Annotated in this window: 20 protein-coding genes; 12 read left to right on the top strand and 8 right to left on the bottom strand. The window is 73.1% G+C overall.

Annotation, left to right across the window (positions count from 1 at the left end; translation table 11 throughout):
- Positions 1–17 precede the first annotated feature (17 nt).
- The gene (locus ACWCPW_RS15585) at positions 18–2,108 is read left to right on the top strand and encodes a fibronectin type III domain-containing protein (protein ID WP_449762068.1); all 2,091 of its coding nucleotides are present in this window, start codon (positions 18–20) and stop codon (positions 2,106–2,108) included.
- Between the two features lie 221 nt (positions 2,109–2,329).
- Complete coding sequence (locus tag ACWCPW_RS15580; protein ID WP_449762067.1) at positions 2,330–3,211, top strand: LLM class flavin-dependent oxidoreductase; 882 nt, start codon at positions 2,330–2,332, stop codon at positions 3,209–3,211.
- 90 nt (positions 3,212–3,301) lie between these two features.
- Here ACWCPW_RS15580 and ACWCPW_RS15575 read toward each other — a convergent pair whose 3' ends face one another.
- Positions 3,302–3,769 (bottom strand): pyridoxamine 5'-phosphate oxidase family protein, encoded by a 468-nt coding sequence (locus tag ACWCPW_RS15575; protein ID WP_449762066.1) that lies wholly within the window; start codon positions 3,767–3,769, stop codon positions 3,302–3,304.
- A 192-nt stretch (positions 3,770–3,961) separates the two neighbouring features.
- Positions 3,962–4,564: an HDIG domain-containing metalloprotein gene (locus tag ACWCPW_RS15570; protein WP_449762065.1), complete on the bottom strand. Its 603-nt coding sequence runs from the start codon at positions 4,562–4,564 to the stop codon at positions 3,962–3,964.
- Between the two features lie 349 nt (positions 4,565–4,913).
- Here ACWCPW_RS15570 and ACWCPW_RS15565 point away from each other — a divergent pair, with 349 nt between their 5' ends.
- The 5 genes from ACWCPW_RS15565 to ACWCPW_RS15545 all read left to right on the top strand — a co-directional run bounded on the left by ACWCPW_RS15565 (position 4,914) and on the right by ACWCPW_RS15545 (position 10,455).
- Complete coding sequence (locus ACWCPW_RS15565; protein ID WP_449762064.1) at positions 4,914–5,549, top strand: hypothetical protein; 636 nt, start codon at positions 4,914–4,916, stop codon at positions 5,547–5,549.
- 106 nt (positions 5,550–5,655) lie between these two features.
- The gene (locus tag ACWCPW_RS15560) at positions 5,656–6,291 is read left to right on the top strand and encodes a TetR family transcriptional regulator (RefSeq protein ID WP_449762063.1); all 636 of its coding nucleotides are present in this window, start codon (positions 5,656–5,658) and stop codon (positions 6,289–6,291) included.
- A 33-nt stretch (positions 6,292–6,324) separates the two neighbouring features.
- Positions 6,325–8,430, top strand: a complete 2,106-nt coding sequence (locus tag ACWCPW_RS15555; RefSeq protein ID WP_449762062.1) for a HelD family protein — start codon at positions 6,325–6,327, stop codon at positions 8,428–8,430.
- A 126-nt stretch (positions 8,431–8,556) separates the two neighbouring features.
- Positions 8,557–9,198 (top strand): SGNH/GDSL hydrolase family protein, encoded by a 642-nt coding sequence (locus ACWCPW_RS15550; RefSeq protein WP_449762061.1) that lies wholly within the window; start codon positions 8,557–8,559, stop codon positions 9,196–9,198.
- A 126-nt stretch (positions 9,199–9,324) separates the two neighbouring features.
- A complete protein-coding gene (locus tag ACWCPW_RS15545; protein ID WP_449762060.1) occupies positions 9,325–10,455 on the top strand; it encodes a DUF2079 domain-containing protein in 1,131 nt (376 codons plus the stop codon).
- On the opposite strand, the gene ACWCPW_RS15540 is transcribed toward ACWCPW_RS15545, so the two are convergent.
- The gene (locus ACWCPW_RS15540; protein WP_449762059.1) at positions 10,428–11,225 is read right to left on the bottom strand and encodes a maleylpyruvate isomerase family mycothiol-dependent enzyme; all 798 of its coding nucleotides are present in this window, start codon (positions 11,223–11,225) and stop codon (positions 10,428–10,430) included. The two genes, ACWCPW_RS15545 and ACWCPW_RS15540, sit on opposite strands and share 28 nt — an antisense overlap.
- A gap of 175 nt (positions 11,226–11,400) precedes the next feature.
- On the opposite strand from ACWCPW_RS15540, the gene ACWCPW_RS15535 reads away from it, so the two are divergent.
- Together ACWCPW_RS15535 and ACWCPW_RS15530 are read left to right on the top strand one after the other, a co-directional pair.
- Positions 11,401–11,682, top strand: coding sequence for a type B 50S ribosomal protein L31 (locus ACWCPW_RS15535; protein WP_449762058.1), 282 nt, complete (start codon positions 11,401–11,403; stop codon positions 11,680–11,682).
- A gap of 177 nt (positions 11,683–11,859) precedes the next feature.
- Entirely contained in the window at positions 11,860–12,705 is an 846-nt protein-coding gene (locus tag ACWCPW_RS15530) for an SAM-dependent methyltransferase (RefSeq protein WP_449762057.1), read from the top strand.
- Positions 12,706–12,736: 31 nt separating this feature from the next.
- Here the strand turns inward: ACWCPW_RS15530 and ACWCPW_RS15525 are convergent, their stop codons facing one another.
- Positions 12,737–13,627, bottom strand: a complete 891-nt coding sequence (locus tag ACWCPW_RS15525) for a Gfo/Idh/MocA family protein (protein WP_449762056.1) — start codon at positions 13,625–13,627, stop codon at positions 12,737–12,739.
- Positions 13,628–13,815: 188 nt separating this feature from the next.
- Between ACWCPW_RS15525 and ACWCPW_RS15520 the strand changes: the two genes are divergently transcribed.
- From ACWCPW_RS15520 to ACWCPW_RS15510, 3 genes are all read left to right on the top strand, one after another.
- Entirely contained in the window at positions 13,816–14,850 is a 1,035-nt protein-coding gene (locus ACWCPW_RS15520) for an LLM class flavin-dependent oxidoreductase (protein ID WP_449762055.1), read from the top strand.
- Positions 14,851–15,030: 180 nt separating this feature from the next.
- Positions 15,031–15,825, top strand: a complete 795-nt coding sequence (locus ACWCPW_RS15515) for an SDR family NAD(P)-dependent oxidoreductase (RefSeq protein WP_449762054.1) — start codon at positions 15,031–15,033, stop codon at positions 15,823–15,825.
- A 207-nt stretch (positions 15,826–16,032) separates the two neighbouring features.
- On the top strand, positions 16,033–17,658 hold the full coding sequence (locus tag ACWCPW_RS15510; RefSeq protein ID WP_449762053.1) for an alpha/beta fold hydrolase: 1,626 nt from the start codon (positions 16,033–16,035) through the stop codon (positions 17,656–17,658).
- Positions 17,659–17,781: 123 nt separating this feature from the next.
- On the opposite strand, the gene ACWCPW_RS15505 is transcribed toward ACWCPW_RS15510, so the two are convergent.
- The 4 genes from ACWCPW_RS15505 to ACWCPW_RS15490 all read right to left on the bottom strand — a co-directional run bounded on the left by ACWCPW_RS15505 (position 17,782) and on the right by ACWCPW_RS15490 (position 22,877).
- Complete coding sequence (locus ACWCPW_RS15505; RefSeq protein WP_449762052.1) at positions 17,782–19,311, bottom strand: MFS transporter; 1,530 nt, start codon at positions 19,309–19,311, stop codon at positions 17,782–17,784.
- Positions 19,312–19,476: 165 nt separating this feature from the next.
- Positions 19,477–20,169 (bottom strand): TetR/AcrR family transcriptional regulator, encoded by a 693-nt coding sequence (locus ACWCPW_RS15500; protein ID WP_449762051.1) that lies wholly within the window; start codon positions 20,167–20,169, stop codon positions 19,477–19,479.
- 188 nt (positions 20,170–20,357) lie between these two features.
- The gene (locus tag ACWCPW_RS15495) at positions 20,358–21,347 is read right to left on the bottom strand and encodes an aldo/keto reductase (RefSeq protein WP_449762200.1); all 990 of its coding nucleotides are present in this window, start codon (positions 21,345–21,347) and stop codon (positions 20,358–20,360) included.
- Positions 21,348–21,452: 105 nt separating this feature from the next.
- Entirely contained in the window at positions 21,453–22,877 is a 1,425-nt protein-coding gene (locus tag ACWCPW_RS15490; RefSeq protein WP_449762050.1) for an aminotransferase-like domain-containing protein, read from the bottom strand.
- Between the last annotated feature and the right edge of the window lie 159 nt (positions 22,878–23,036).

Here is a 23,036-nt window from a genome sequence, read left to right as displayed (position 1 = left end):
ACCACGCGAGGAATCCCATGTCCGGATCCACCAGCGTTCGTCCCCCCAAACGGCTGCGCCCCCTCGTCGCCGCGGCAAGCACCGCCCTGTTGACCGCCGCCATGCTCACCGCCGCCGGCGGCACCGCCGACGCGGTCGATGCCGCCGAACTCGTCCGCAACGGCGGTTTCGAGTCCGGCATGTCCGACTGGACCTGTAGCGCCGGCAGCGGAGCCACCGTCAGCACCCCCGTGCACGGCGGCACTTCCGCGCTGAAGGCGACCCCGGCCGGCAGCGACAACGCGCGCTGCGCCCAGACCGTCACCGTGCAGCCCTCCTCCGACTACGTGATCTCCGGTTGGGTACGCGGCAGTTACGTGTACATCGGCGCGACCGGCACCGGCACCACCGACCCGTCCACCTGGACCGGCTCCGCGCCGGACTGGACCCGATTGACCACCACGTTCCGCACCGGCCCCAACACCACGTCGGTGACCCTGTACACGCACGGCTGGTACGGCACCGGCGCCTACTACGCCGACGACCTGTCGCTGACCGGCCCCGGCGGCGGCACCCAGATCCCGGCGGTGCCCGCCGGGCTCGCGGCGGGCACGCCCACCGCCTCCAGCGTGCCGCTGTCGTGGACCGCGGTGCCCGGCGCGACCGGCTACAAGGTCTACCGCGACGGGGTGTTGGCCCAGACGGTCACCGGCACGAGCGCGACCGTCACCGGCCTGACCCAGGCGACGACGTACAGCTTCCAGGTCAGCGCCACCAACTCGGCCGGCGAATCGGCCAAGTCGGCGGCCGTGAGCGCGACCACCTCCGGCGTGGTCGTGGTCCCGGCCACCCCCACCGGCCTGACCGCCGGTACGCCGACCGCCACGACCGTGCCGCTGTCGTGGACCGCGGTGCCCGGCGCGACCGGTTACAACGTCTACCGCAACGGCACGTTGGCGCAAACCGCGACCGGCCCGAGTGCCACGGTGACCGGACTGACCCCGGCCACCGCCTACACCTTCCAGGTCAGCGCGACCAACTCGGCGGGCGAGTCGGCCAAGTCGGCGGCCGTCACCGCGACCACCGGCACCGACGGCGGAGGCGGCCAACTGCCCCCGCACGCGCTGGTCGGCTACCTGCACGCGAGCTTCGCCAACGGCGCGGGCTACACGAAGATGGCGGACGTACCCGCGAGTTGGGACGTGATCAACCTGTCCTTCGGCGAGCCGACGTCGGTCACCTCCGGCGACATCCGGTTCGTGCGCTGCCCGGTCGCCGAGTGCCCGAGCGTGGAGAGCGACGCCGACTTCAAGGCCGCCATCAGGGCCAAGCAGGCGGCGGGCAAGAAGGTGCTGATCTCGATCGGCGGGCAGAACGGCCAGGTGCAACTGTCCACCACCGCCGCGCGGGACAAGTTCGTCGAATCGGTCGGCCGGATCATCGACGAATACGGACTCGACGGCCTGGACATCGACTTCGAGGGCCACTCGCTGTCGCTGAACACCGGCGACACCGACTTCAAGAACCCGACCACACCGGTGATCGTCAACCTGATCTCGGCGGTCAAGACGCTCAAGGCCAAGTACGGCAGCCGGTTCGTGCTCACCATGGCGCCCGAGACGTTCTTCGTGCAGATGGGCTACCAGTACTACGGGTCGGGACAGTGGGGCGGCCAGGACCCGCGCTGCGGTTCCTACCTGCCGGTCATCTACGCCCTGCGCGACGACCTGACCCTGCTGCACGTCCAGGACTACAACTCCGGCTCGATCATGGGCCTGGACAACCAGTACCACAGCATGGGCGGAGCCGACTTCCACATCGCGATGACCGACATGCTGCTCGCCGGCTTCCCGGTCGCGGGCAACACCAACAACGTGTTCCCGGCCCTGCGGCCCGAGCAGGTCGCGATCGGCATGCCGGCCTCGGTCCAGGCGGGCAACGGCTGGGTGTCCACCACCGAGGTGAACAAGGCACTCGACTGCCTGACCAAGGGCAGCAACTGCGGAAGCTACACGCCACGCGGCGGCGTACGGCCGAACCTGCGCGGGCTGATGAGCTGGTCGATCAACTGGGACCGGTTCAACAACCTCGAGTTCTCCCGCAACTTCGACAACTACTTCGGTAGCTGACCGGTTCGACAACTACTTCGGTAGCCGACCGGAGCACCGGTCCGCCACCCGACCCGACCCACCACCCGATGCGACTCGGCTGCCGCCGTCCCCCGGCAGCCGAGTCCCCCCAAGCGACCCCCGCCGCCGGCACCCACGAGAGACCGGCGGCGGGCCGGTCCACGCGGCCGGCGCGCGCCGGCCATTGTTCCCGTCGACCCGATGCGGCACCATCCGGCGGCATGGACATAGCGATGACCCTGCCGACCATGCTGCCCCACGGACGCGACGAGGTACTGCGCTGGTGTCGCGGCATCGACGAGGGTCCGTGGGCGAGCCTCGCGGTACCGGAGCGCATCACCTACACCAGCCACTCGCTCACCGTGCAACTCGCCGCGGCCGCCGCGCTGACCGAGCGGGTCCGGCTGTGGACCACGATCGTGATCCTGCCGTCGCACAACGCGGTCCGGATGGCCAAGGACCTGGCCTCGGTGGACCGGCTGAGCGCGGGACGACTGACCGTCGGGATCGGGGTCGGCGGTCGTGAACAGGACTACCGCGCGGTCGGCGCCCCGTTCGAGCGGCGCTGGCAGCGGATGGACGACCAGGTCGCGACGATGCGATCGATCTGGGCCGGCGACCCGCCCGCACCCGACCTGGACCCGGTCGGACCGCCCCCGATCCAGGCGGGCGGACCGCCGTTGGTCGCCGGGGCCATGGGCCCGATGGCGACCGCCCGGGCGGCGCGCTGGGCCGCCGGCGTCGACGACGGCTCCGCCGTGGCGGCACCCGATCCCGACACGTTGCGCGACGTCGCGGAGCGGGTCCGGGGCGCGTGGCGGGACGCGGGTCGCACCGACCCGCCGCACCTGTCCACGAGCCTGTGGTACGCCCTGGGTTCCGACGCCGAATCCCGGCTGCGCGCCTACGCGTTCGACTACCTGCGAGTCTTCGGTGAGCAGATCGGCGAGGCCGTCGCCGAGAACGTCGCCGCCTACACGCCCGCGGCGCTCCGCAAGGCCGTCGACACCGTCCGCGAGGCCGGTTTCGACGAACTCTTCCTGGTCCCCACCACGGCGGACCCGGACGAACTCGGGCGCACGCGCGAGGCGTTGGGGTTCTAGGGGCCAGGGCGCACGGACGCACGGATCGCGAAGTGCCGCAATCCCACCGGCGGGAGTGCTCCGGCCGGTGGGTGTCCGGGGCGCTACCGGCTACGGAGCGAGCCAGGTGCCCTCGCGCAGGAGGTCGCGGCCCTGGATCTCGTTGGCCTCGCGCCAGGCCTGGACCAGGCGCGGACGGACCCGGAAGTAGTGGTAGGACGTGGTGAGTTCGCGAGGATCGAAGCCGGTTTTGGCGGCGAACGCGTCGCCGAGGTCGTCGGCGATGCCGGCCGCCGGGAACGCCTCGGCGGTGGCCTCGATCAAAACCACGTCCCGAGTGGGTCCGATGCCGAGCCGGAGGGTGCCGCCGGCCAGCAGGTTGCGCGCGGTCGGGCTCGCCGAGGCGGTGGCCATCAGCAGCGTTTCGCCGTCCCACAGGAAGGACAGCGGGACCAGGTACGGCGTTCCGGTCTTCGCGTCGGCGGTGGCCACCCACGCGTCGACGTCGTTGTCGAGCCGGTCGAGGGTGTCCCGCCGGCGCTGCTCGGCGGTACGGGCGGGGGATGGCGGTGGGGTCACGGTGACACTGCCTCCGGATCGGTGCTCTCGGGCGGTTGTCGGGCGGATCTCGCGGGGGATGGTCGCGAACGGATCCACCCGCGAACGATCATGCCGGATACGGACCCGCGAAGGTCGGCGCCCCGGACGCCCCGGCACCGGTACGCCGCCGAGCCGAGCCACGACCCGCCCGCCGGGCCCGGCCCGCCGCGCTCAGCTCACCCGGTGGCCGAACTCGGCCGCGAGCGAGTCGAGTTCGGGTGTCCCGAACTCCGCCTTCAACGCCTCGAACGTGACCACCTTGTCGTCCCCGAAGCGGCGGATCCTGGCCGCGAACGTGTCGGGGCGCAGGAAGCGCGGCGGGTTCGACTTGCTGTGGAACTTGTCCGCGTACATCACCAGCCGCTCCTCGGCGGACTCGGCGACGTAGTCGTCGACCGGGATCGGCAACCGTTGGCTCACCACGTCGTGCCGGGTCAGTCCGACGCCCGTGTGGCACGAGCAGAAGCGGTGCAGCGACTCGTCCAGGCCCTCCTTGCGCAGGATCTCCGCACCGAGCAGCCCGTGGCGCACGTAGTTGGCGCCGTCCAGCCGGCCGTTCTCGTCGTAGAGGCGGTAGACCCCGATGTCGTGCAGCAGACACCCGGCCCGGACCAGGTCGCGGTCCACGTCCGCGCCGCCGGCGCCGGCCGTCAGGGCATCGGCGATCCGCCAGACGATGGCGCAGTGCGTGTGCACCTTCTCGAAGATCGCCCGGCTCGGTGCGTAGGCCTTGTGCAGTGCGGTGATCTCGGCGACCGTCGGAAGCTGTGCCATTCGGGGAGCCTAACCGAGACACCGTCGGGTTTGTCCGTATGGGCGGCGGGGCCCGCGTGGCGGGAACTGCCGGCGGTACGGTCGCCCGCCTCGTCGTGGGCTCGGCGCCGCGGCGGGAAAGGTCCGGGAATGCGCCGTGTGCCCGCGTGAACCTGCCTTCACGCAGCGCGAGTTCGATGTTCGGCCGCCCCGACGGGTACCCTCGTGGTCGCCTGATGTTCGCCCGGTCGATCCTGCGGGGGCATCCCGGGATCGGGCAACGTGGAGGGGCGACGGCCGGCGACGTGCTCGCACGCTCGGGCGGGTCCGTCCGCGACCGACGGCCATCCCAGCGAACCAGGACACCGCGATGACCCCGACCACGCTCGCAGGGCCCGCTCCCGCCGGGCGCACCGACCACCACGCGTTCATCGCGATCGAGGGACCGCCGGGCGCCGGCGGCGCCGCGCTCGCGGACACCCTCGGCACCGCGCTCGGTTGTACGCCGATCGCCGGGCGCGCCGAATCGATCCGCCTGGACGCCCGAGCCGGCTACGGTCTGGGTCTGGCCGGGCTGCTCCGAGCCGACGCGCTCGTCAAGCGACAGCGGCCGGCCGGGCCGGTGGTCGTGCACACCTGGGCGGCCGGCGTCGCCGCCGACGGTGCGGCGATCTACCGCGCGGACGGGACCCGGCTCAGCGCCCAGGTCGCCGAGTATCGGGCCGTGCTGGAGCAGCCGACCGTCACCGTCCACCTCACCGCGTCGGCCCGCACGCTGCGCGACCGGTTGTCCGCGCAGCAGGTGCTGTCCGCCGACGACCGGGGCTGGCTCACCCGCCGGGGCGCGCTCGAACGCGTCGCGGAGGCGCATGTCGCGCTCGCGCTCGAGGCCGATCCCCGGCACGCGATCGTGGTCGACATCGACGGGTGCGGTTCGCGGTCGGTGGCGGACGTGGTGTTCGCCGGACTGCAGGCGCGCGAGATCGGGGTCGTGGACGCGGCATAGGTCGGCGCGGGCCCGGCCGGGCGATGGCCTCGAAGGCCGGACGGGTGCGTGTCGCCCGGCGCATCTTCCGGCGCCCTCCGCGAAGCTCTCCCGTAAGGTGCCGCGCATGAGCGGTGAGATGGGGCTGCGGGAGCGGAAGCGGTTGCGGATGGCGGCGAACATCTCCGATGTCGCGATCGGGTTGTTCCTGGCCAGGGGCTTCGACGCGGTGTCGGTCGCCGAGGTCGCCGAGGCCGCGGAGGTCTCCAAGCCGACGCTGTTCCGGTACTTCCCGACCAAGGAGGACCTGGTGCTGCATCGGTTCGCCGACCACCAGGACGAGGCCGGCCGGGTGGTGGCCGGGCGATCCGAGGACGTCTCCGCGCTGACGGCGCTGCGTCGCCACTTCCTGACCGGGCTGGATCGGCACGATCCGGTGACCGGGCTCAGCGACGACCCGCAGGTGCTGGCCTTCCACCGACTGCTGTACGGGACCCCCGCGCTGCTCGCCCGCGTGTTCGCGTACACCGAGGGCGCCGAGGAGGCGCTGGCCGCCGCGCTGGGCGGCCCGGACGAGGTCGAGGCGCGCCTGGCGGCCGGCCAGATCATCGCGGTGCAACGGATCCTGGCCCGGGAGAACTGGCGACGGATCGCGGCGGGCGAGCGCGCGGCGGACCTGCGTGCGGCGGCGGGCGCGACCGCGGAACGGGCCTTCGACCAACTGGAGGCGGGACTGACCCGCTACCGGAGCGTTACTCGGTAACATATTTAACAGAGTTGCATTATCCTGCTCGGTATGACGTCACTCGATGCCGTACTCGATGCCGAACTCGGTCGGGAACGCGACTACCACGAGGTCTGCCGCGAGGCGATGGCCGCGATGGTCGCGGGCGCCGCCGAACACGTCGTCACCGGTGCCGACGTCTCCGCGTCCGGCGCGGACGCCGAGGCGCTGGGCTACACGCTGCGCAGCCGCGCCAAGGAGATGGGCGAACTCCCGCAGACCCCGCTGTTCTTCGGCCGACTCGAATTCGCCGGGACGGCGGCGGCGGGCGAGCACCGCGGTCGCCGCTACCACATCGGCCGGCGCCGGATCACCACCGATCCGGCCGTCCCGCCGCTGGTGGTCGACTGGCGCGCGCCGATCTCCCGGGCCTTCTACCGGGCGAGCGCCCGCGACCCGCAGGGCGTCGCGGTCCGCCGCCGGTTCGGCTGGGCGCCGCGGAGCGCGGGCGCCACCGAGGACCTGACCAGCCTGGAGGACGAACACCTCGACGCCCGGCCCGAACCCGGCGCGAGCGACCCCGGCACTCCCGGCACTCCCGGCACACCCGGCGCGATCCTGGCCGGCGAACTCGGTCGGCCCCGGGTCGGCCCCATGCGCGACATCGTCGCCACCATCCAGCCCGAGCAGGACGACCTGGTCCGCCGCGACCTGACCGCCTCCATTTGCGTCCAGGGCGCCCCCGGCACCGGCAAGACCGCCGTCGGCCTGCACCGCGCGGCCTACCTCCTCTACACCCACCCGCAACGCCTGCAACGCGGCGGCCTGCTGATCGTCGGCCCCAACCGGGCCTTCCTGCACTACATCGCCGAGGTGCTGCCCGCCCTCGGCGAGACCGGCATCCGCCAGGCCACCATCGACGAAGAGGTCGGCCGACACCCGATCCGGGCCCGGGACGAACCGGCCGCCGAGGTGGTCAAGCACGACGCCCGGATGGCCCGCGTGCTGCGCCGCGCGCTCTACGCGCGAGTCACCGCGCCCGGCGAACCGGTCGCCGTACCGGACGGCTCCTATCGGCGGCGGATCGGCCTGGACGAGTTGGCCGCGATCGTCGAGCGGGTGCGCGCCGAGGACACCCCCTACCAGGTCGGCCGGGAGCGGGTCCGGGCCCGCGCGGTGGCCGTGCTGCAACGCCAGGCCGAGCGCAACTCCGGTCCGCCGACCGGTGACTGGCTGCGCCGGATGGGCCGATCCAAGGCGGTCGGCGGCTTCGTCGACCGGTGCTGGCCGCAGGCCCGTCCGGAACAGGTCCTGGCCGGGATCCTCGCCGACCCGGACGCGCTGGCCGCCGCGGCGGACGGCATCCTCACCGCCGACGAGCAGCGCGCGATCGGCTGGGCCCGGCCGCCGCGCTCGTGGCGCGGCGCCCGATGGTCGGCCGCCGACCTGGTGCTGCTCGACGAGGTCGCCGGACTGATCGAGCGGCCGGCCGGCTACGGCCACGTGGTGATCGACGAGGCCCAGGACCTGTCCCCGATGCAGTGCCGCGCGCTGGCCCGCCGGATCGGCTTCGGCTCGGTCACCGTGCTCGGCGACCTGGCCCAGGGCACCACGCCGTGGTCGGCCCGTACCTGGCCCGACCTGCTCGCCCACCTGGGTCGACCCGACGCCGAGGTGGCCCCGCTGACCGTCGGCTTCCGGGTGCCCGCGGTGATCGTCGCGCTGGCGAACCGCCTGCTCGCGAGCCTGGACGTGGACGTACCCGCGGCCCGGTCATTGCGCGAGGACGGCGCGCTGACCGTGCACGAGGTGGCCGACCCGGTCGCCGCGACGGTCACCGCGGTGCGCGCCGCACTCGTCCACGAGGGCTCGATCGGGGTGATCGCGGACGGCGCGGGCACCGAGCCGCTGCGCGCGGCGCTGGCCGAGGCGGGCATCGCCACCGGCACGGCCGACACACCGGATCCCACCGGCGCGGTACGGGTGACCGTCCTGCCCGCGACGCTGGCCAAGGGCCTGGAGTACGACCACGTGGTGGCGGTCGAACCGGCCGCGATCGTGGCCGCCGAGGCGCGGGGCGCGGGCCGCCTGTACGTGGTGCTGACCAGGGCGGTGTCCCGGTTGGACATCGTGCACAGCCGGCCGCTCCCGGACGTACTGCGCGGGGCGGTCGGATGACCGGACGTGCCCGGGCGGTCACCACCCGTTCGCGGTAGCCGGGCGGGCGGCCCAGGGCGGTCGAACCTACCGTTTGGGGGAGGACCGGTGCCCGGACGCGGCCGGTGGATCGACCCGGGAGGCACGATGACGAGTGCGAGGCACGAGGTCCCGGTGATGATCGCCGGCGATTCGATCGGCCACGTCGGCAGTGGCGACCGGACCTGGCGCTACCGGCTGTGGCGTCACCTGCGCGCCCACGACGTGCGGCTGGACCTGGTCGGCTCCAAGGATCCGCTCGGCGACATCGGGACCGAGGTGGCCGAGCACCGACCCGACTACCTCCTGGTCCTGCTGAGTGTCGACGATCTGCGCCGCCCCCCGATCGAGCCGGCCGGTTTCGAGACCAAACTGCGCGACTTCATCACCGAGGCCCGCCGGGCCAGCCCGAGCCTACGGATCGTGCTCGGCCACGTCCTGCCCACCCATCAGGCGGGCCCGGACCCGGAGTTCGCCGCCCGCGCGGCGAGCTTCAACGCGCGCATCGACGCCATCGCCGCCGACCTGAACACCGACGAGTCGCCGCTCGTGGTGGCCCGCACCGACGCCGAATTCGTCGCGGCCGACCACACCGGCGACGGGCTGCACCCCAACCCGGCCGGCGAGTACCGGATCGCGGCGGCGTTCGCCGACGTCCTGGCCGACCGATTCCACCTCGGTGCGCACTACCCGCGTCCGTTCCCCAGGGTCTTGGACGCCTCGACGGACGCACCGGCTCCGGACGACTGACCACCGGGCCTCGGGTCGGCGGGCGCCGACCCGTCGAGGGCATCGCAGGCGGCCACCCGCCCACGGGCGGCATCGCGGCGGACCGGGCGTCGTCGGGCGGGCCGGGCCGCCGTCGGGTGTCGTCAGGTGGGGCGCGGCGTGCGGAAGATCCAGCGGGTCGCCCCTTCTCGGCCGGCCGAGTGGTGCTGGGCCGGTCGGGGGATTGATCGGCGCCGGGGCGTGTCGCCGCGCCGCGCGGACCGGCTCGGTGTTCAGCCTTCGCACCGCGAGCGCGCCCCGAACCATCGCCGGGAACCGCTGGTCCTGGCGAAGGAGGACCCCGGTGTGACGGTCGCGGTGCCGGGTCTGCTGATCGCCTGGCGCGCGTACCACCCACCCGAGCGGGATCGCGCCGCCGTGCGCCAGGGGCTCGGGCCGGCGATGTTCGGCCTGGTGGTCGCCGCGCTCGTGATCGGCGTGCTGCTGCCGGCCGCGAACCCGGACGGCGGCTATTCGTACTGGGACTCGGTGAACGGCGGCACGGCGGGCACCCCCGGGCCCAGCACGCGGGCGGCCGAGCAGGCCCGGACCCTGTGGCTGCTGCTGCTCGTGGTCGGCTTCGCGGCGCTGCGTTCATCGGTGGTCCTGGTCGCGCTGCCGACGCTTGGGCCGCGCTTCGTGTCGGACGTACCGCTGCACTGGGGGACGGAATTCCACTACAGCGCGACGCTGATGCCGGTGTTCTTCCTCGCACTGCCGGACGCCCGGCCGCGGCCGCGCGCGGCCCGCCGGCGAACGACGCGCGGGTACGCCCGGGCGCTCCCGGCGCTCTGCCTGCTCGTGGCGGCTTTCCTGGCCTGGGACCTTCCCTTCCGGGATCTCGCGTACAGCGCCTTCTGGCGCGCCGATCCGCGCTACCTGGCCGCCCGACACATGGTCGGCCTGGTGCCGGACGGCGCGCGGGTGTCCGCGACGAACCACCTGGTGCCGCAGTTGACCTCGCGCACCGTGGTGTCGCTGCTGCCGGATCCGCGGATCCGCCCCCGGTGGGTGGTGGCCGACACCTGGGTGGCCGGGTTCCCGGTACCGGTCGCGGCGCAGAACGACTACCTGGACCGGCTGCGCGCCGGAGGGTGCGTACAGCTCGGCGCGGAACCGGGCTTCGTGGTGCTGCGCTGCGATCGGCAACCGGACCGGGTGCAGGCGGGGCCGGTGGAGACGGGGCCGGTGGAGACGGGGTCGACGCGGACCTACACGGAGGGGACGAGCGTCGAATAGCGGTCGAGCACGTCGCGGTCGCCGGTGACCTCCAGCCGGCCCGCCGCCGGGCGTCCCCACACGAAGAGCATCAAGTCGGAGGCGGTGCCCGCCAGTTCGACATCGCAGGGTCCGTCGGTGTCGCCGAGCAGGACCCGATCGCCGGCGAAGTGTGCCGCCCAGACGCCCGGGCCGTCGGTCTGCCGCAGCCGCAGGCGCTCCCCGGCCCCGGCCGCGGCCGCCACTCGGGCTCGCCGAGCCGGGACCATCACCTCGAAGTGCTGGCCCACGGCGTCCGCCGCCAGTTCGGCGTCCATCGGCGCGGCGGGCCCGACCGTGTTCTCGGCGTCCCAGCGGTGCACCGCGGCCTCGATGGTCTGCATGCGCGACCAGAAGCCGACGGTCCGCTCGTCGGACCAGGTCCAGACCCGCTCCTCGGCCGGGGTCCGCTCGAACGCCCGGGCCAACTCGTCCGCCCCGGCGGCGAACCAGTCGACCAGACCGGGGGCGAGCGGCCCCCATGTGGGCGTGGGCCCCACCGGATCCGGCCAACCGGCGCGATCCTCGGGCAGCGCGAAGATGCCGACGTCGGAGGCATCCGGTGGTTCGCCCAGTCGCGCGTCGACGACCCGCGTCACGAAGCGATGCACAACCCCGAGGTGGACGACCAGATCGGACATCGTCCACTCCGGGCAGGACGGCACGACGGGTGCGTCCCGACCCTCGGGGCACCGCCGCGCGGCGGCCTCGAACGCGCGAACCTCACGGCGGAACCGGCTGATGCGATCCATGCCTCGATTATCGCGTGGTCCGCGTCGCCGGACAGGTGGTTCCGTTCGGCCGGACGGGTGTGTGGTCTCGCGGGGGTGGGGATTGTTCGCGAGGGTGTTGGCGAGGCCGTCGAGCCAGGGCGCACGTGGTGCGCGCCGGGTCGGTGGCGTATCGGAATCCAGCCGAGGAGCAGCGATGCAACAGGACAAGCACCCGTCGTACGGCCCGGTGGTCTTTCGGGACAGGTCCGCCGGATACGCCTTTCTCACCAAGTCCACGGCGGTCAGCGAGGAGACGATCGCGTGGGACGACGGGAACACCTACCCGGTCGTCGACGTGGAGATCTCCTCGAAGAGCCATCCGTTCTACACCGGCAACGCCCGCCCGGTGGACCCCGAGGGGGAGATCGCCAAGTTCGAGCGCCGCTACGGCGACCAGGGGAGTGAGGGTACCGGCGCGGGAGGCGAATCGGGGTGATCCGGGCGTGCTGATCTCCCGCCATCTCGCTTTGTTCGCACGGGAGTTCGAGGACGGTCGAGAACGGCGGGGAGTGCGACGGTTGGTCCTTGCCCCGGGCAACAAACCGAGTCGATCACCAATAGGCTTGCCGTCAACGGGAACTGATCATCACTCACACCATGGTTGGAGCCTTTCATGGCAGACGACTCGCAAGCGGCGGCCAACTCTCCGGTCGGATCGGACGACGACTGGCGACCGGTCGGCATCGACATCTCCACGCCCAGCATCGCGCGGGTCTACGACGCGGTGCTCGGCGGCAAGGACAACTACCCGGTGGACCGGGCGATCGCCGAGGCGTCGCTGGCGATCGTCCCGGAGATAGGCGATGTCGGCCGGTACAACCGGGCGATACTCGGGCGCGGGGTCCGGTACATGGCGGAGCAGGGCATCCGTCAGTTCCTCGACCTGGGTTCCGGCCTGCCCACCGTGCAGAACACCCACCAGGTGGCGCAGGAGCACTCGCCCGAGGCCCGGGTGGTCTACGTGGACAAGGACCCGATCGTGCTCGCGCACGGCCGCGCCCTGCTCGCGGAGAACGACCGGACCACGGTGGTCACCGCCGACCTGCGCGAGCCCGCCGAGATCCTGTCCCACCCGGACGTGCTCGCGCTGATCGACTTCGACCAGCCGGTCGGCCTGATGCTCGTCGGCGTCGTGCACCACCTCAACGACGACGAGGGCCCCGAGGCGATCGTCGAGGCCTACAAGAAGGCGCTGCCGCCCGGCAGTTTCCTCTTCCTCACGCACTTCTGCGCGTCCAGCCCGGACGCGGTCGCGTTGGAGAAGGCGCTGCTCACCGACCTGGGTTCGGGCCGTTTCCGGACCATCGAGGAGATCTCCGCGTACTTCGACGGCCTCGAAACGGTCGAGCCGGGCGTGGTCTTCCTGCCGCAGTGGCGGCCCGAGGAGCCGGTCGAGGAGCCGCTGACGGTCGGTCAGAAGCTGATGGCCGGTGGCATCGGCCGCAAGCCGACGGCCTGAACCGCCGCGGCGCAGCGTCGCGGCGCGCGATTCAGCGTGCCGCGACGAGTTGTTGTTCGGCGCGGGCGACGATCTCCTGGAGATACAGTCCGCGACGAACATCGCACACGTGCCGGCCGCCGTCGCGGACCAGGGTCGCGAACTCCGCGCGCAGCACCGCGAAGGCGGACCCGTCGATCGCCGCGGACAGGTCCAGCGTGGCGGCCCCGGCCGATCCGTACAGGTCCACGTCGTAGCGGTGGCCGCCTTCGGCCGAGCAGCACAACAGCAGTTGGGACACCGCGCCGCCGGCGTGGACGAGCTGAAGCGCCGCCCAGCCCGCGCCCGCGGAGTCGGCCCGCAGGTCCACGATGTCGCCCAGCGCGACGCTCATCAGGTCGAACGCGTGCGGCCCCACGTCCAGGATCGCGCCGCGCGCCTGCCGCCACGGCGACGCCGCGAACGGACCGCCGAGGAAGGCCCCGGTGACGCAGGTCAACCTGCCCGTGCGCCACGGCGTCTCGGCGCTCTCCAGGTGGGCCAGGAACTCCCGTACACGCGGCGCGTATCGCGCGCTCAGGGCGACCATCGAGCCGACCCCGGCCGTGTCGATCACGTCGGCCAGGCGGCGTGCGGTGTCCGGGTCGGCCGCGATCGGCTTCTCCAGCAGCACGGCCTTGCCGGCCCGCGCGGCGCGCTCGGCGAGCGGGGGTTGGGCCTCGGGGGCGATCGCGAAGACCACCGCCTCGCACGCGTCGAGCAGCTCGTCGAACTCCGCGCACGCCCGGGCGCCGTAGGACTCGGCGAGTTCCCGGGCCGGCTCCGGTCGGCGCGCCCACACCGCGGCGAGCCGGGTCTCCGGCCCCGCCGCGAACACCGGCGCGTGCACCAGCCTCGCCCACGGCCCGGCCCCGACCAGACCCACCGCGACCTGCTCGCTCATCGTCTTCGCCTCCGGTCTCGTGCACCCCGAGCCTGCCGTGTTCCCGCCGGCCGAGCGTACCGGGCGGTTCGCGTTGCCCGACCGCGCCACTCGCGTGTCGAACGACGGACGTCGCCATGGCACTGGAGAGCCGGCGAGGTCGCTGCTAGCTTCCGCCCGCATGAGGCTCTTCGGATGAGGTCGTGCGCATGAGGTTCTCCATGTCCCTGCCCGTGCTGCGCGATCCCGGCCACGCGCAGCCCTATCACCGCACGTTCGCGCTGGCGCGGATCGCCGAGGAGGCCGGATTCGACACCGCCACCGTCGGCCACCACCACTTCATGCCGGGCAACATGAGCGATCCACTCACGCTGCTGGCCGCCGTTGCCGCCCGGACGGACACCCTGCGGGTGGGCACCGGCATCTTCCAACTCCCGGTGCACCATCCCTTGCGGGTCGCCGAACAGGTCGCCACGATCGACGAGATCTCGGGCGGACGGGTCACCCTCGGCGTCGGACTGGGCTGGTGGCCGCTGGAGTACGCGGCGCACGGATCCGAGTTCCGCACCCGGGGCGCGCGGATGGAGGAGGCGTTGGAGATCCTCCGCCTGGTCTGGACCCGGGAGAACGTCGCCTATCGGGGCCGCTTCCACGACTTCCCCGAACTGACCGTGTACCCGCGCCCGGTGCAGGAGCACATCCCGCTGTGGGTGGCCGGCGTCGCGGACGCCGCCGTCGAGCGCGCCGCGCGCCTGGGGGACGCGTGGTTGTGCGGCCCGGTCCAGTCCCTGGCCAAGGCACGATCCTGCCTGGCGGTCTACCGGGCGGCGTGCGCGCGGCACGCCCGGCGGCCCGACTGGGTGCTGCGCCGGTACGCGTGGCTCGGCAAGGACCGCCGCACGGTCGCCGAGGAGGTGTTGCCCGCGTACGTCGGCGGCCTGCTCGAGCACTGGCGCGCATCGGCCGAGGACGCCACGGAGCGCGACTTGTTCCACCGCCTGGACGCCGGCGAGCACGTCCCCGCCGAGGAGATCGCCCGGGACCGGTTGTTGTGGGGCGGCCCCGAGGACGTGATCGCCCAGATCGCCGACTACCGCGACCGAACCGGCGGCGACCACATCCACGCGGCCTTCGGCGCGGGCCTGCCGGGCGACACCGGCCCGACGTCCACGCGCGGCTCGTTCGACGAACTGGCTTCGATGATCGCACTGTTCGGCAAGGAGGTGATCCCGGCCCTCCGGTGACGCCGACCGGGCGGCGACGTCACCCGCCCGGCGGCGGGAGGGAGTGCCCGCGGTGCTCGTGGCACGGTGCGGCATCGGCGGGCCGCTTGTGATCGTCGGCCCGTCGCCGACTCCGATCCGTCGCCCGGATGATCTACTGGACGCGGCCGGGGGATGGGTGTCGGACGAAGGGTTCGCAGCGTGCTGATCGATCTTGCCGGGAAGAGTGCGTTGGTCACCGGGTCGACCCAGGGGATCGGGGCGGCGATCGCGGTGGGGCTGGCCCGGTCCGGGGCCCGGGTCGCCGTGAACGGACGCACCCCCGAGTCCGTGGAGGCGGCGCTGGAGCGCATGCGCGGCGAGGTGCCCGGCGGTGAATTCCGGGCGGCGCCGGGGGACATCGCCACCGACGAGGGGGCCGCGCGGGTGTCGGCGGCGGCGCCGGACGTGGACATCCTGGTGAACAACCTCGGCATCTTCGGCGCGCGGCCCGCGCTGGAGATCGACGACGCCGAGTGGCGGCGGTACTTCGAGGTGAACGTGCTCACCGCGGTGCGGATGATCCGCGCCTGTCTGCCCGGGATGCTCGAGCGCGGCTGGGGGCGGATCCAGAACATCGCCAGCGACTCGGCGGTGGTCACCCCGGCGGAGATGATCCAGTACGGCATGTCCAAGACGGCGTTGCTCGCGGTGTCGCGCGGATTCGCCAAGGAGGCGGCCGGCAGCGGGGTGACGGTCAACTCGGTGATCGCCGGGCCGACCCACACCGGCGGAATCGAGGACTTCGTCTACGAGTTGGTCGACCCCGCACTGCCGTGGCCACAGGCACAGCGCGAGTTCATGCGGCGCCACCGCCCGCAGTCGCTGATCCAGCGGTTGATCGAGCCCGAGGAGATCGCGCACATGGTGGTCTACCTGAGCTCGGACTTCGCGTCGGCGACCACGGGCGGTGCGTTGCGGGTGGACGGCGGATACGTGGACGCGATCCTTCCCTGAGCGATGCGGGGCCGGGCCGGTCCCCGAGCGAACCCGGCCTCCCGGACGACAGCGCGGCACCCCCGCGGACCCCCGGCACCCCGCACACCTCCGGCATTCGCCCCGGCACATCTTCGGCCCCCCGGCTCGCCCCTGGCACCCCCGGCCCCGGCGCGGCACCCCATCGCCCCGTGTGGCCCGGCTCTCGGCCCGCTCGACTGGAGCCCCATGCAGCCCCCCGACTCCTGGCTCCCGCCACCCAGGCGCCGCACCACCCTCCGACGCGGCCTGCGGATCGCCGTCTCGTGCGCGGCGCTGCTCGCCGGCGTGGCCGGCACCCTCGTCGGCACCGACGCGCAGGCCGCCTCCGGTGCCGACGCGAACGCCGGCGCGGTCAACCCGTACGGCGCCCTCGGCGCGCAGCGTCCGCAGTGGCGGGTGTGCGACTGGTACACCTCGCCCGGTCCGCGCGATCCCGACTGGCGGGACCACCCGGTCACTTCCTGCGCGGACGTGCGCGCGCCGCTGGACTGGTACGACCGGAGCAAGGGCACGATCACCGTGCGGGTGACCCGGGTGGCGAGTACCGGTGGATCGGCGCGGCGCGGCGTGCTCCTGGTCAATCCCGGCGGCCCCGGCATCGACGGCTCGGCATCGGCGACCCGGATCGCCCGGTCCCAGCCCGAGTTGTCGCGGACCCACGACATCATCGGCTTCGCGCCCCGGGGAGTCGCGCCCTCCACGACTCTGGACTGCGGCGTGGACTGGACGCGGTACGACTCGGTCGCCGACACCCGCGACCGCTCGCCGGCCAACGTCGCACGGCAGCTCGCGAACGCGCGCCTGGTCGGACAGGCCTGCGCGGACGCGGCGTTCGCCCCGTATGTGACCACCGATCAGACCGCGCGGGACCTGGACCTGATCCGGGCGGTGCTCGGCGAGCGCCGCATCGACTACCTCGGCTTCTCCTACGGCACCTGGCTGGGCGCGTGGTACGCGGCCACCTATCGCGATCGGGTGGACCGTTTCGTCCTCGACTCGAGCATGAACTGGTTGTCCACGCCGGAGGAGGTCTTCGTCGAGTCGTGGGCCCGCGGCTTCCGGCGCCGCTTCGACGTGCAGTTCCTGCCCTGGCTCGCGCGCCACCACGACCGGTACGGGTTCGGCGACACCCCGGAGGCGGCCGGCGCCGCGTACGAGGAGTTGCGCGCCGCCGTCGCCGGGCAGGGTCGCGGCACGGCGTTGGACGCGACGCAGGCGACCGTGCTGTACAACTCCGGCGGTTGGCCGCAGTGGGCCGAACTGTTGGTCGCGCTGCGTGGCGATCCGACCCGGGCGACGGACCTGCTCGCCGCACCCAGGGTGCCGGTCGGCATACCGGACAGCGGAGCGCACTGGGCGGTCCGGTGCGGCGACGGCCGGTGGCCGCGGGACCCGGCCCGCTGGGTCGCCGAGGGCGACCGGCTCGGCGCGCGCTATCCGTTGGCCGGCTCGCTCGCCACCGAACAGCCTTGTGCCTTCTACCCGTTCGCGACCGCGCGGCCGGCCGTGCCGAACGCGGCCACACTGCCCCGGATGTTGATGGTGCAAAACCAGCTCGACCCGGCGACGCCGGCCGACGGCGCGCTGATCGCCGCCGCCGAGTCGCACCAGTCGATGATCTTCGTCCGGGACGCGGGCAATCACATCGCCTACGACAGCGGCAACGCGTGTGTGGACGTCCGGGTCAACGCCTACCTCGCGCGCGGCGCCCGGCCGGGCACGGTGGTCTGCGAGGGGCTGCCGCTCCCGCTGGACGACGTCGTGTACCCGGTCGGCGCGGCCGGCCCGCAACCTCCGCGCCAGGGCCGCTGACCACGGCCGCCCGGGGGCGGACACCGGGCCCCGACACGGCGCGGGCCCCACCGCCGATGGCGATGGGGCCCGCGCCCGAGGTGCCGTGAGGTCCCGAGGACCCGGCGGTCACCGATCGTGCGATCAGTGCACGAGCACCGGAACCGGCAGCTCGTCCGCGTCGGTGTCCGCGTCCTTGTCGTTCGTGGCGACCACCGTGCTGTCGCCGTGCCCGACGGTGATGAAGGTGAAGGCGATCGCCGAGGCCAGCGCCAGGATGCCGACCGCCCACCAAATGGCGGTGGCGTAGCCGTGCACCATGGCCTGCATCTTGAGCTGCTCCAGGCCGGCCGAACCGGACGTGTGCGAGGCCACGTAGGCCGTGGTCGCGCTCGCCGCGATGGTGTTCAGCAGCGCCGTGCCGATCGCGCCGCCGACCTGCTGCGAGGTGTTGATCATCGCCGAGGCGACGCCGGCGTCCCGCGGCTGGACGCCGTAGGTGGCCAGGCTCATCGCCGGCATGAACGCCGTGCCCATGCCCAGACCGAGCAGGATCTGCGCGGGCAGGATCAGCCCGACGTACGAGCTGCCGACCTCGATCTGGGTGAGCAGCAGCATGCCGACACCGGCGGTCAGGAAGCCGGGGCCCATCAGCAGCCGGGCCGGGACCCGGGTCATCAGGCGCGCGCCGATCTGGGTCGAGCCGGTGATCATGCCCGCGATCATCGGCAGGAACGCCAGGCCGGTCATCACCGGCGAGAAGTCCTTGACGATCTGGAGGTAGTAGGTGAGGAACAGGAACATGCCGAACATCGCGATGATGGCCAGGCCGAGCGAGAGGTAGATGCCCGCCCGGTTGCGGTCGGCGATCACCCGCAGCGGCAGGAGCGGGGCCTTGACCCGGCTCTCCACGAGGACGAACGACGCGAGCAGGACCGCCGCGGCGACGAACAGGCCCACCGTGCTGCCCGAGGTCCAACCGTGGCTCTCGGCGCGGGTGAAGGCGTAGACCAGGGTGCCCAGGCCGACCGAGGACAGCACCACGCCGGGGATGTCCAGCGGCGAGCGGTTGCGGGTCCCGGCAGGCTCACTGATGACCAGGACGGCACCGGCCGCGGCGACCGCGGCGAACGGGATGTTGACGAAGAAGGTCCAGCGCCAGTTCAGGTACTCGGTGAGCACGCCGCCCAGGATCAGGCCCACCGCGCCGCCGCCACCGGCGATCGCGCCGAAGATGCCGAACGCCTTGGCGCGTTCCTTGGCGTCGGTGAACATCACCGCGAGCAGGGACAGCGCGGACGGGGCCAGCAGCGCGCCGAACGCGCCCTGGAGTGCCCGGGCGCCGAGCAGCATGCCGGTGCTCGCGGCTATGCCGCCGAGCGCGGACGCGGCGGCGAAGCCGGTCAGGCCGACGATGAAGGTGCGGCGTCGACCCCACAGGTCGGCGATCCGGCCGCCGAAGAGCAGCAGCCCGCCGAACGCGAGGGCGTACGCGGTGATCACCCATTGCCGGTTGCCGTCGGAGATGCCCAGGTCGGTCTGGGCGGACGGCAGCGCGATGTTCACGATGGTGCCGTCGAGGACGACCATCAACTGGGCGATGGCGATGAACAGGAGGGCTTTCCAGCGCCTGGGATCGGGCACGGTGGTCTTGGGCGGGGCGGTTGCAGACATGGGGGTACTCACTTGGGGGGTGCGATGCGACGGCGGACGTCGCGAGGGTGGACGGTGCTCCCTCGCCCGCGCGGAGTCGGCGGGTCGACGGTGAAGTGTTCGTGTGTTCGTGGTCGTTACGCGGTCACGAGGTGCTACGGAGGTTCGGGAAGTCGGTGGCGCGCGTCAGCGCCCGGAAGGCCGCCCCTCGTGTTCGGCGGCAATCCGTTCCATGTCCCCCAGCGCCACGGCGCTGCCGGACAGCGGGGTGGGGTCGGGTGTGCCCAGACCGTCGAGCAGCACGTCCAGGTGACGGTGCACGAACCGGTCGTTCTCCACGCAGCCGCCCATCCCGGGCAGCGGTCGGGTGAGCTGGGTGATCGCCATCAGCAGATCGCCCGAGCCGACGTCGGTACGCAGCCGGCCCTCGGTACGAGAGCGCTCCATCAGCGTCTCGACCAGGTGCTCCAGCCGCGCCCGGGCGGCGACCATCTCGGGATGCGTCTTGTCCACTCCGGCGGACATGAGCGTGCACAGCGCCCCGATCCGCTCCTCCGTCGCGCCGTGCGCGAAGCGCCGCAGGGCCGCGAAGGCCTCCGGCTCCTCGGCCAGGGCCAGCTCGCCCCGCTCGGTGATCCGTTCCAGGACGGAGAGGATCACCCGCTGCGCGAGCTCGTTGCGGTCGGCGAAGTGGCGGTACAGGGTCGCGTTGCCGACTCCCGCGCGGCGGGCGACCTCGTCGAACGGCACCTCGACACCGTGTTCGACGAACATCTCGCGCGCCGCGGCGATGATCCGCTCGCGGTTGCGCCGGGCGTCCGCACGAAGTCGCGGACCACGGTCCTCGGCGACGTCGGTGGCAATGACGGTGCTGCCCATGATCCGGCTCCTTCCTGTCGGTACCCGAGCGATAACCGGGGAGTGATTCCCCGATTGTTGATTCGCTGGGTTAAACGGACAGGAAGTCCCCGGATATTTCGATCGGTGATGTGACCTGGGTCACATCTGATGCGGCGGGCCGGCGACCGGGTGGCGGTGCGCCCGGCACCCGGTCGGCGATCCGCCCTCTACCAGGCGAAAGACTCCGGCGCGGGTCCCGGGCCGGGGAAGATCCGGTCCAGCTCGGCGAGTGTCTCCGGGCTCAACTCGACGCTCGTCGCCCGCAGCGCCGAGTCCAATTGGTCTCGCGTGCGCGGGCCCACGATCGGGCCGGTCACCCCGGGGCGGGTGAGCAGCCAGGCCAGTGCGACCTCCCCCGGCGGCGTACCGATCTTGGCGCACAGGTCCTCGTACGCCTGGATCTGCTCGCGCCGCTCGGCCACCTCACCCGCCGCCCGGTCCCCGGCGGAGCGGTGTCGACCGCCCGCGCGCTCCTTCTCCAGCACCCCGCCCAGGACACCGCCGTGCAGCGGCGACCACGGGATGACCCCGAGGCCGTAGGCCTGTGCCGCCGGCAGCACCTCGGCCTCGGCGGCGCGCTCGGCAAGGTTGTACAGGCACTGCTCGCTGACCAGACCCAGCGAGGATCGGCGGGCCGCCGCCTCCTGGGCCTGCGCGATGTGCCAGCCGGCGAAGTTCGACGACCCGACGTAGAGCACCTTGCCCTGCGCGACCAGCAGGTCCATCGCCTGCCAGATCTCCTCCCACGGGACCCGGCGGTCGATGTGGTGCATCTGGTAGATGTCGATGTGGTCGGTGCCCAGCCGGCGCAGGCTGTCCTCGCAGGCCCGGCGGATGTGCCGGGCGCTGAGCCCGCCCGAGTTGGGCCAGTCGCCCCAACTGCCGTAGACCTTCGTGGCCAGCACGACCCGTTCGCGCCGGTCGCCCCCGGCCAGCCAGCGGCCGACGAGCTCCTCGGTGTCCCCCCGGGCGCCGGCGCCGGTCAGTTGGGAGCGCCCGTACACGTTCGCGGTGTCGAACAGGTTGATGCCCGCGTCGAGCGCGGCGTCCATGATCTCGCCGCTGTCGCGTTCGTCGGTGGCGGGCCCGAAGTTCATCGTGCCGAGCACGATGCGACCCACGGTCAGGCCGGTGCGGCCCAGTTCGGTGTACGGCATGGCGGAGGTGGAAGAGGTCATGCTCTTGTCGCTGCCCGGCCCGAGCAGGCCGGAACCCATGGGATTCGCCACGCGGGCGACGGCCGGCGAAGCCGTCGGTCTGCGTCAGCGACTCGCCGCCAGCCGACGGGTGTGCTCCTCCCATGCGGCGGTCAGCCGGTCGACGGCCGATTCGAGGGTGGCCGCCGACTCGGCGAAGGACAACCGCACGCCGCGATGGTGTCGGCCGTCCACGCACGCGTCGGCGCCGGGCAGGACCAGCACGCCGTACCGCGCGGCCAGGTGGGCGAACGTGGTGCTGTCCGCGACCGGCAGGTCCGCCCACACCGACAGTCCGGCCCGCGGCGCCTGCACCCGCCAGGCCGGCAACTGCCCGGCCAACAGGTCCAGCAGCAGATCGCGGCGCTCGGTCAGCGTCCGACGCAGCCCCTCCTGCCAGTCCGCGCCGGCGGCCCGCAGCAGGCGCGCGGCGAGCACCTGCGCGGGTACGCTCGCCGCCGCACCGGTCGCGCGGGTCCGGGTCAGGTGGGCGTGCAGCGCGTCCGGCGCGCGCAGCCAGCCCACCCGCAGACCGGCCCAGAACATCTTGGACAGCGAGCCGAACGCGATCACCGCGTCGTCGTCGGCGGCGGCCGGCGGCACGGGAGGGGCACGGTCGGGTCCCAGGCCCAGTCCGGCCTGGGTCAGGTCCTCCACCAGCACCGCGTCCCGGGCGCGGCGCACCGTGAGCAGGGCGCGGCGGCGGAGTTCGGCCAGGGGCGCGCCGGTCGGGTCGTGGGCGGCCGAGGCGGCCAGGACCACCGGTGCGTGCAGCCGGGCGGCGGCTCGGTCCACGGCGGCCACGTCCAGACCCAGGGCGTCCACACCGACACCGATCGGCCGGCCCCCGGCCGCCGTCACCGCCGCGGCCAGGCCGGGTGTACCCGGGCAGCCGGTCAGGACCGCCCGTCCCGGCGACACCAGCGCCGCGAGCACCAGGGACAGCGCGTGCCGGGCGCCCGCGGTGACGATCAATCGGTCGGGTGTGGTCGGCAGGCCCAGGTGCGTGGTGAGGTGGTCGGCCAGGGCCGCGCGCAGTTCGGGCAGACCGCCCGGGGGCAGGCCGTGCCCGTCGTCCTGGGACAATACGAACGCGGCGTCCGCGGGCGGCAGATGCCCGGTCCCGGCGGGCACCGACAGGGACAGGTCGAGCACGTCGGCGTCGGCGACCAGGCGCCGCCGGACCGGGGCCGCGACCGGGGTGGGCGGATGCGTCCACCCGGGCCGGGGACGCACGAACGTGCCCGCGCCCTGGCGCCGCTCCACCAGGCCGGCCTCGGCGAGCGTCTCGTAGCCGCGCACGACGGTGCCGCGGCCCACCCCCAAGGCGTGCGCCAACGGGCGCTCGGCGGGCAGGCGTACGCCCGGGCCGGCGAGTCCGCGCTCGATCGCCTCGGCCAGCGACTCGGCGATCCGTCGATGGCGCGGTCCCGCGCGGGTGTGCCAGTCGTCCAGCGCGACGCGTACCCACCAGCTCGGATCCTGGTCCATTCACCCAGATTGGCACTGTCCCGGGAGTGGGACAACGGGCAGGCTCTTCGACGGGGGACGGCTGGTGGCCGGTGGCTCGTTACCCACGGCTCTTGGTTCGTGGCTCCTGGCTCTTGGTTCGTGGCTCATGGTTCGTGGCTCACGGCTCGTGGCTCGCGG

This window comes from Embleya sp. NPDC001921 (assembly GCF_053594475.1).
The sequence above is the reverse complement of the archived record's forward strand: the minus strand, read 5'-3'. Positions and strand labels throughout refer to the sequence as shown.

Coding starts and splice junctions, on each gene's coding strand:
- ACWCPW_RS15585 (WP_449762068.1), top strand. CDS start 18: ATGTCCGGATCCACCAGCGTTCGTCCCCCCAAACGGCTGCGCCCCCTC.
- ACWCPW_RS15580 (WP_449762067.1), top strand. CDS start 2,330: ATGGACATAGCGATGACCCTGCCGACCATGCTGCCCCACGGACGCGAC.
- ACWCPW_RS15570 (WP_449762065.1), bottom strand. CDS start 4,564: ATGGCACAGCTTCCGACGGTCGCCGAGATCACCGCACTGCACAAGGCC.
- ACWCPW_RS15565 (WP_449762064.1), top strand. CDS start 4,914: ATGACCCCGACCACGCTCGCAGGGCCCGCTCCCGCCGGGCGCACCGAC.
- ACWCPW_RS15560 (WP_449762063.1), top strand. CDS start 5,656: ATGAGCGGTGAGATGGGGCTGCGGGAGCGGAAGCGGTTGCGGATGGCG.
- ACWCPW_RS15555 (WP_449762062.1), top strand. CDS start 6,325: ATGACGTCACTCGATGCCGTACTCGATGCCGAACTCGGTCGGGAACGC.
- ACWCPW_RS15550 (WP_449762061.1), top strand. CDS start 8,557: ATGACGAGTGCGAGGCACGAGGTCCCGGTGATGATCGCCGGCGATTCG.
- ACWCPW_RS15540 (WP_449762059.1), bottom strand. CDS start 11,225: ATGGATCGCATCAGCCGGTTCCGCCGTGAGGTTCGCGCGTTCGAGGCC.
- ACWCPW_RS15535 (WP_449762058.1), top strand. CDS start 11,401: ATGCAACAGGACAAGCACCCGTCGTACGGCCCGGTGGTCTTTCGGGAC.
- ACWCPW_RS15530 (WP_449762057.1), top strand. CDS start 11,860: ATGGCAGACGACTCGCAAGCGGCGGCCAACTCTCCGGTCGGATCGGAC.
- ACWCPW_RS15525 (WP_449762056.1), bottom strand. CDS start 13,627: ATGAGCGAGCAGGTCGCGGTGGGTCTGGTCGGGGCCGGGCCGTGGGCG.
- ACWCPW_RS15520 (WP_449762055.1), top strand. CDS start 13,816: ATGAGGTTCTCCATGTCCCTGCCCGTGCTGCGCGATCCCGGCCACGCG.
- ACWCPW_RS15510 (WP_449762053.1), top strand. CDS start 16,033: ATGCAGCCCCCCGACTCCTGGCTCCCGCCACCCAGGCGCCGCACCACC.
- ACWCPW_RS15505 (WP_449762052.1), bottom strand. CDS start 19,311: ATGTCTGCAACCGCCCCGCCCAAGACCACCGTGCCCGATCCCAGGCGC.
- ACWCPW_RS15500 (WP_449762051.1), bottom strand. CDS start 20,169: ATGGGCAGCACCGTCATTGCCACCGACGTCGCCGAGGACCGTGGTCCG.
- ACWCPW_RS15495 (WP_449762200.1), bottom strand. CDS start 21,347: ATGCCGTACACCGAACTGGGCCGCACCGGCCTGACCGTGGGTCGCATC.
- ACWCPW_RS15490 (WP_449762050.1), bottom strand. CDS start 22,877: ATGGACCAGGATCCGAGCTGGTGGGTACGCGTCGCGCTGGACGACTGG.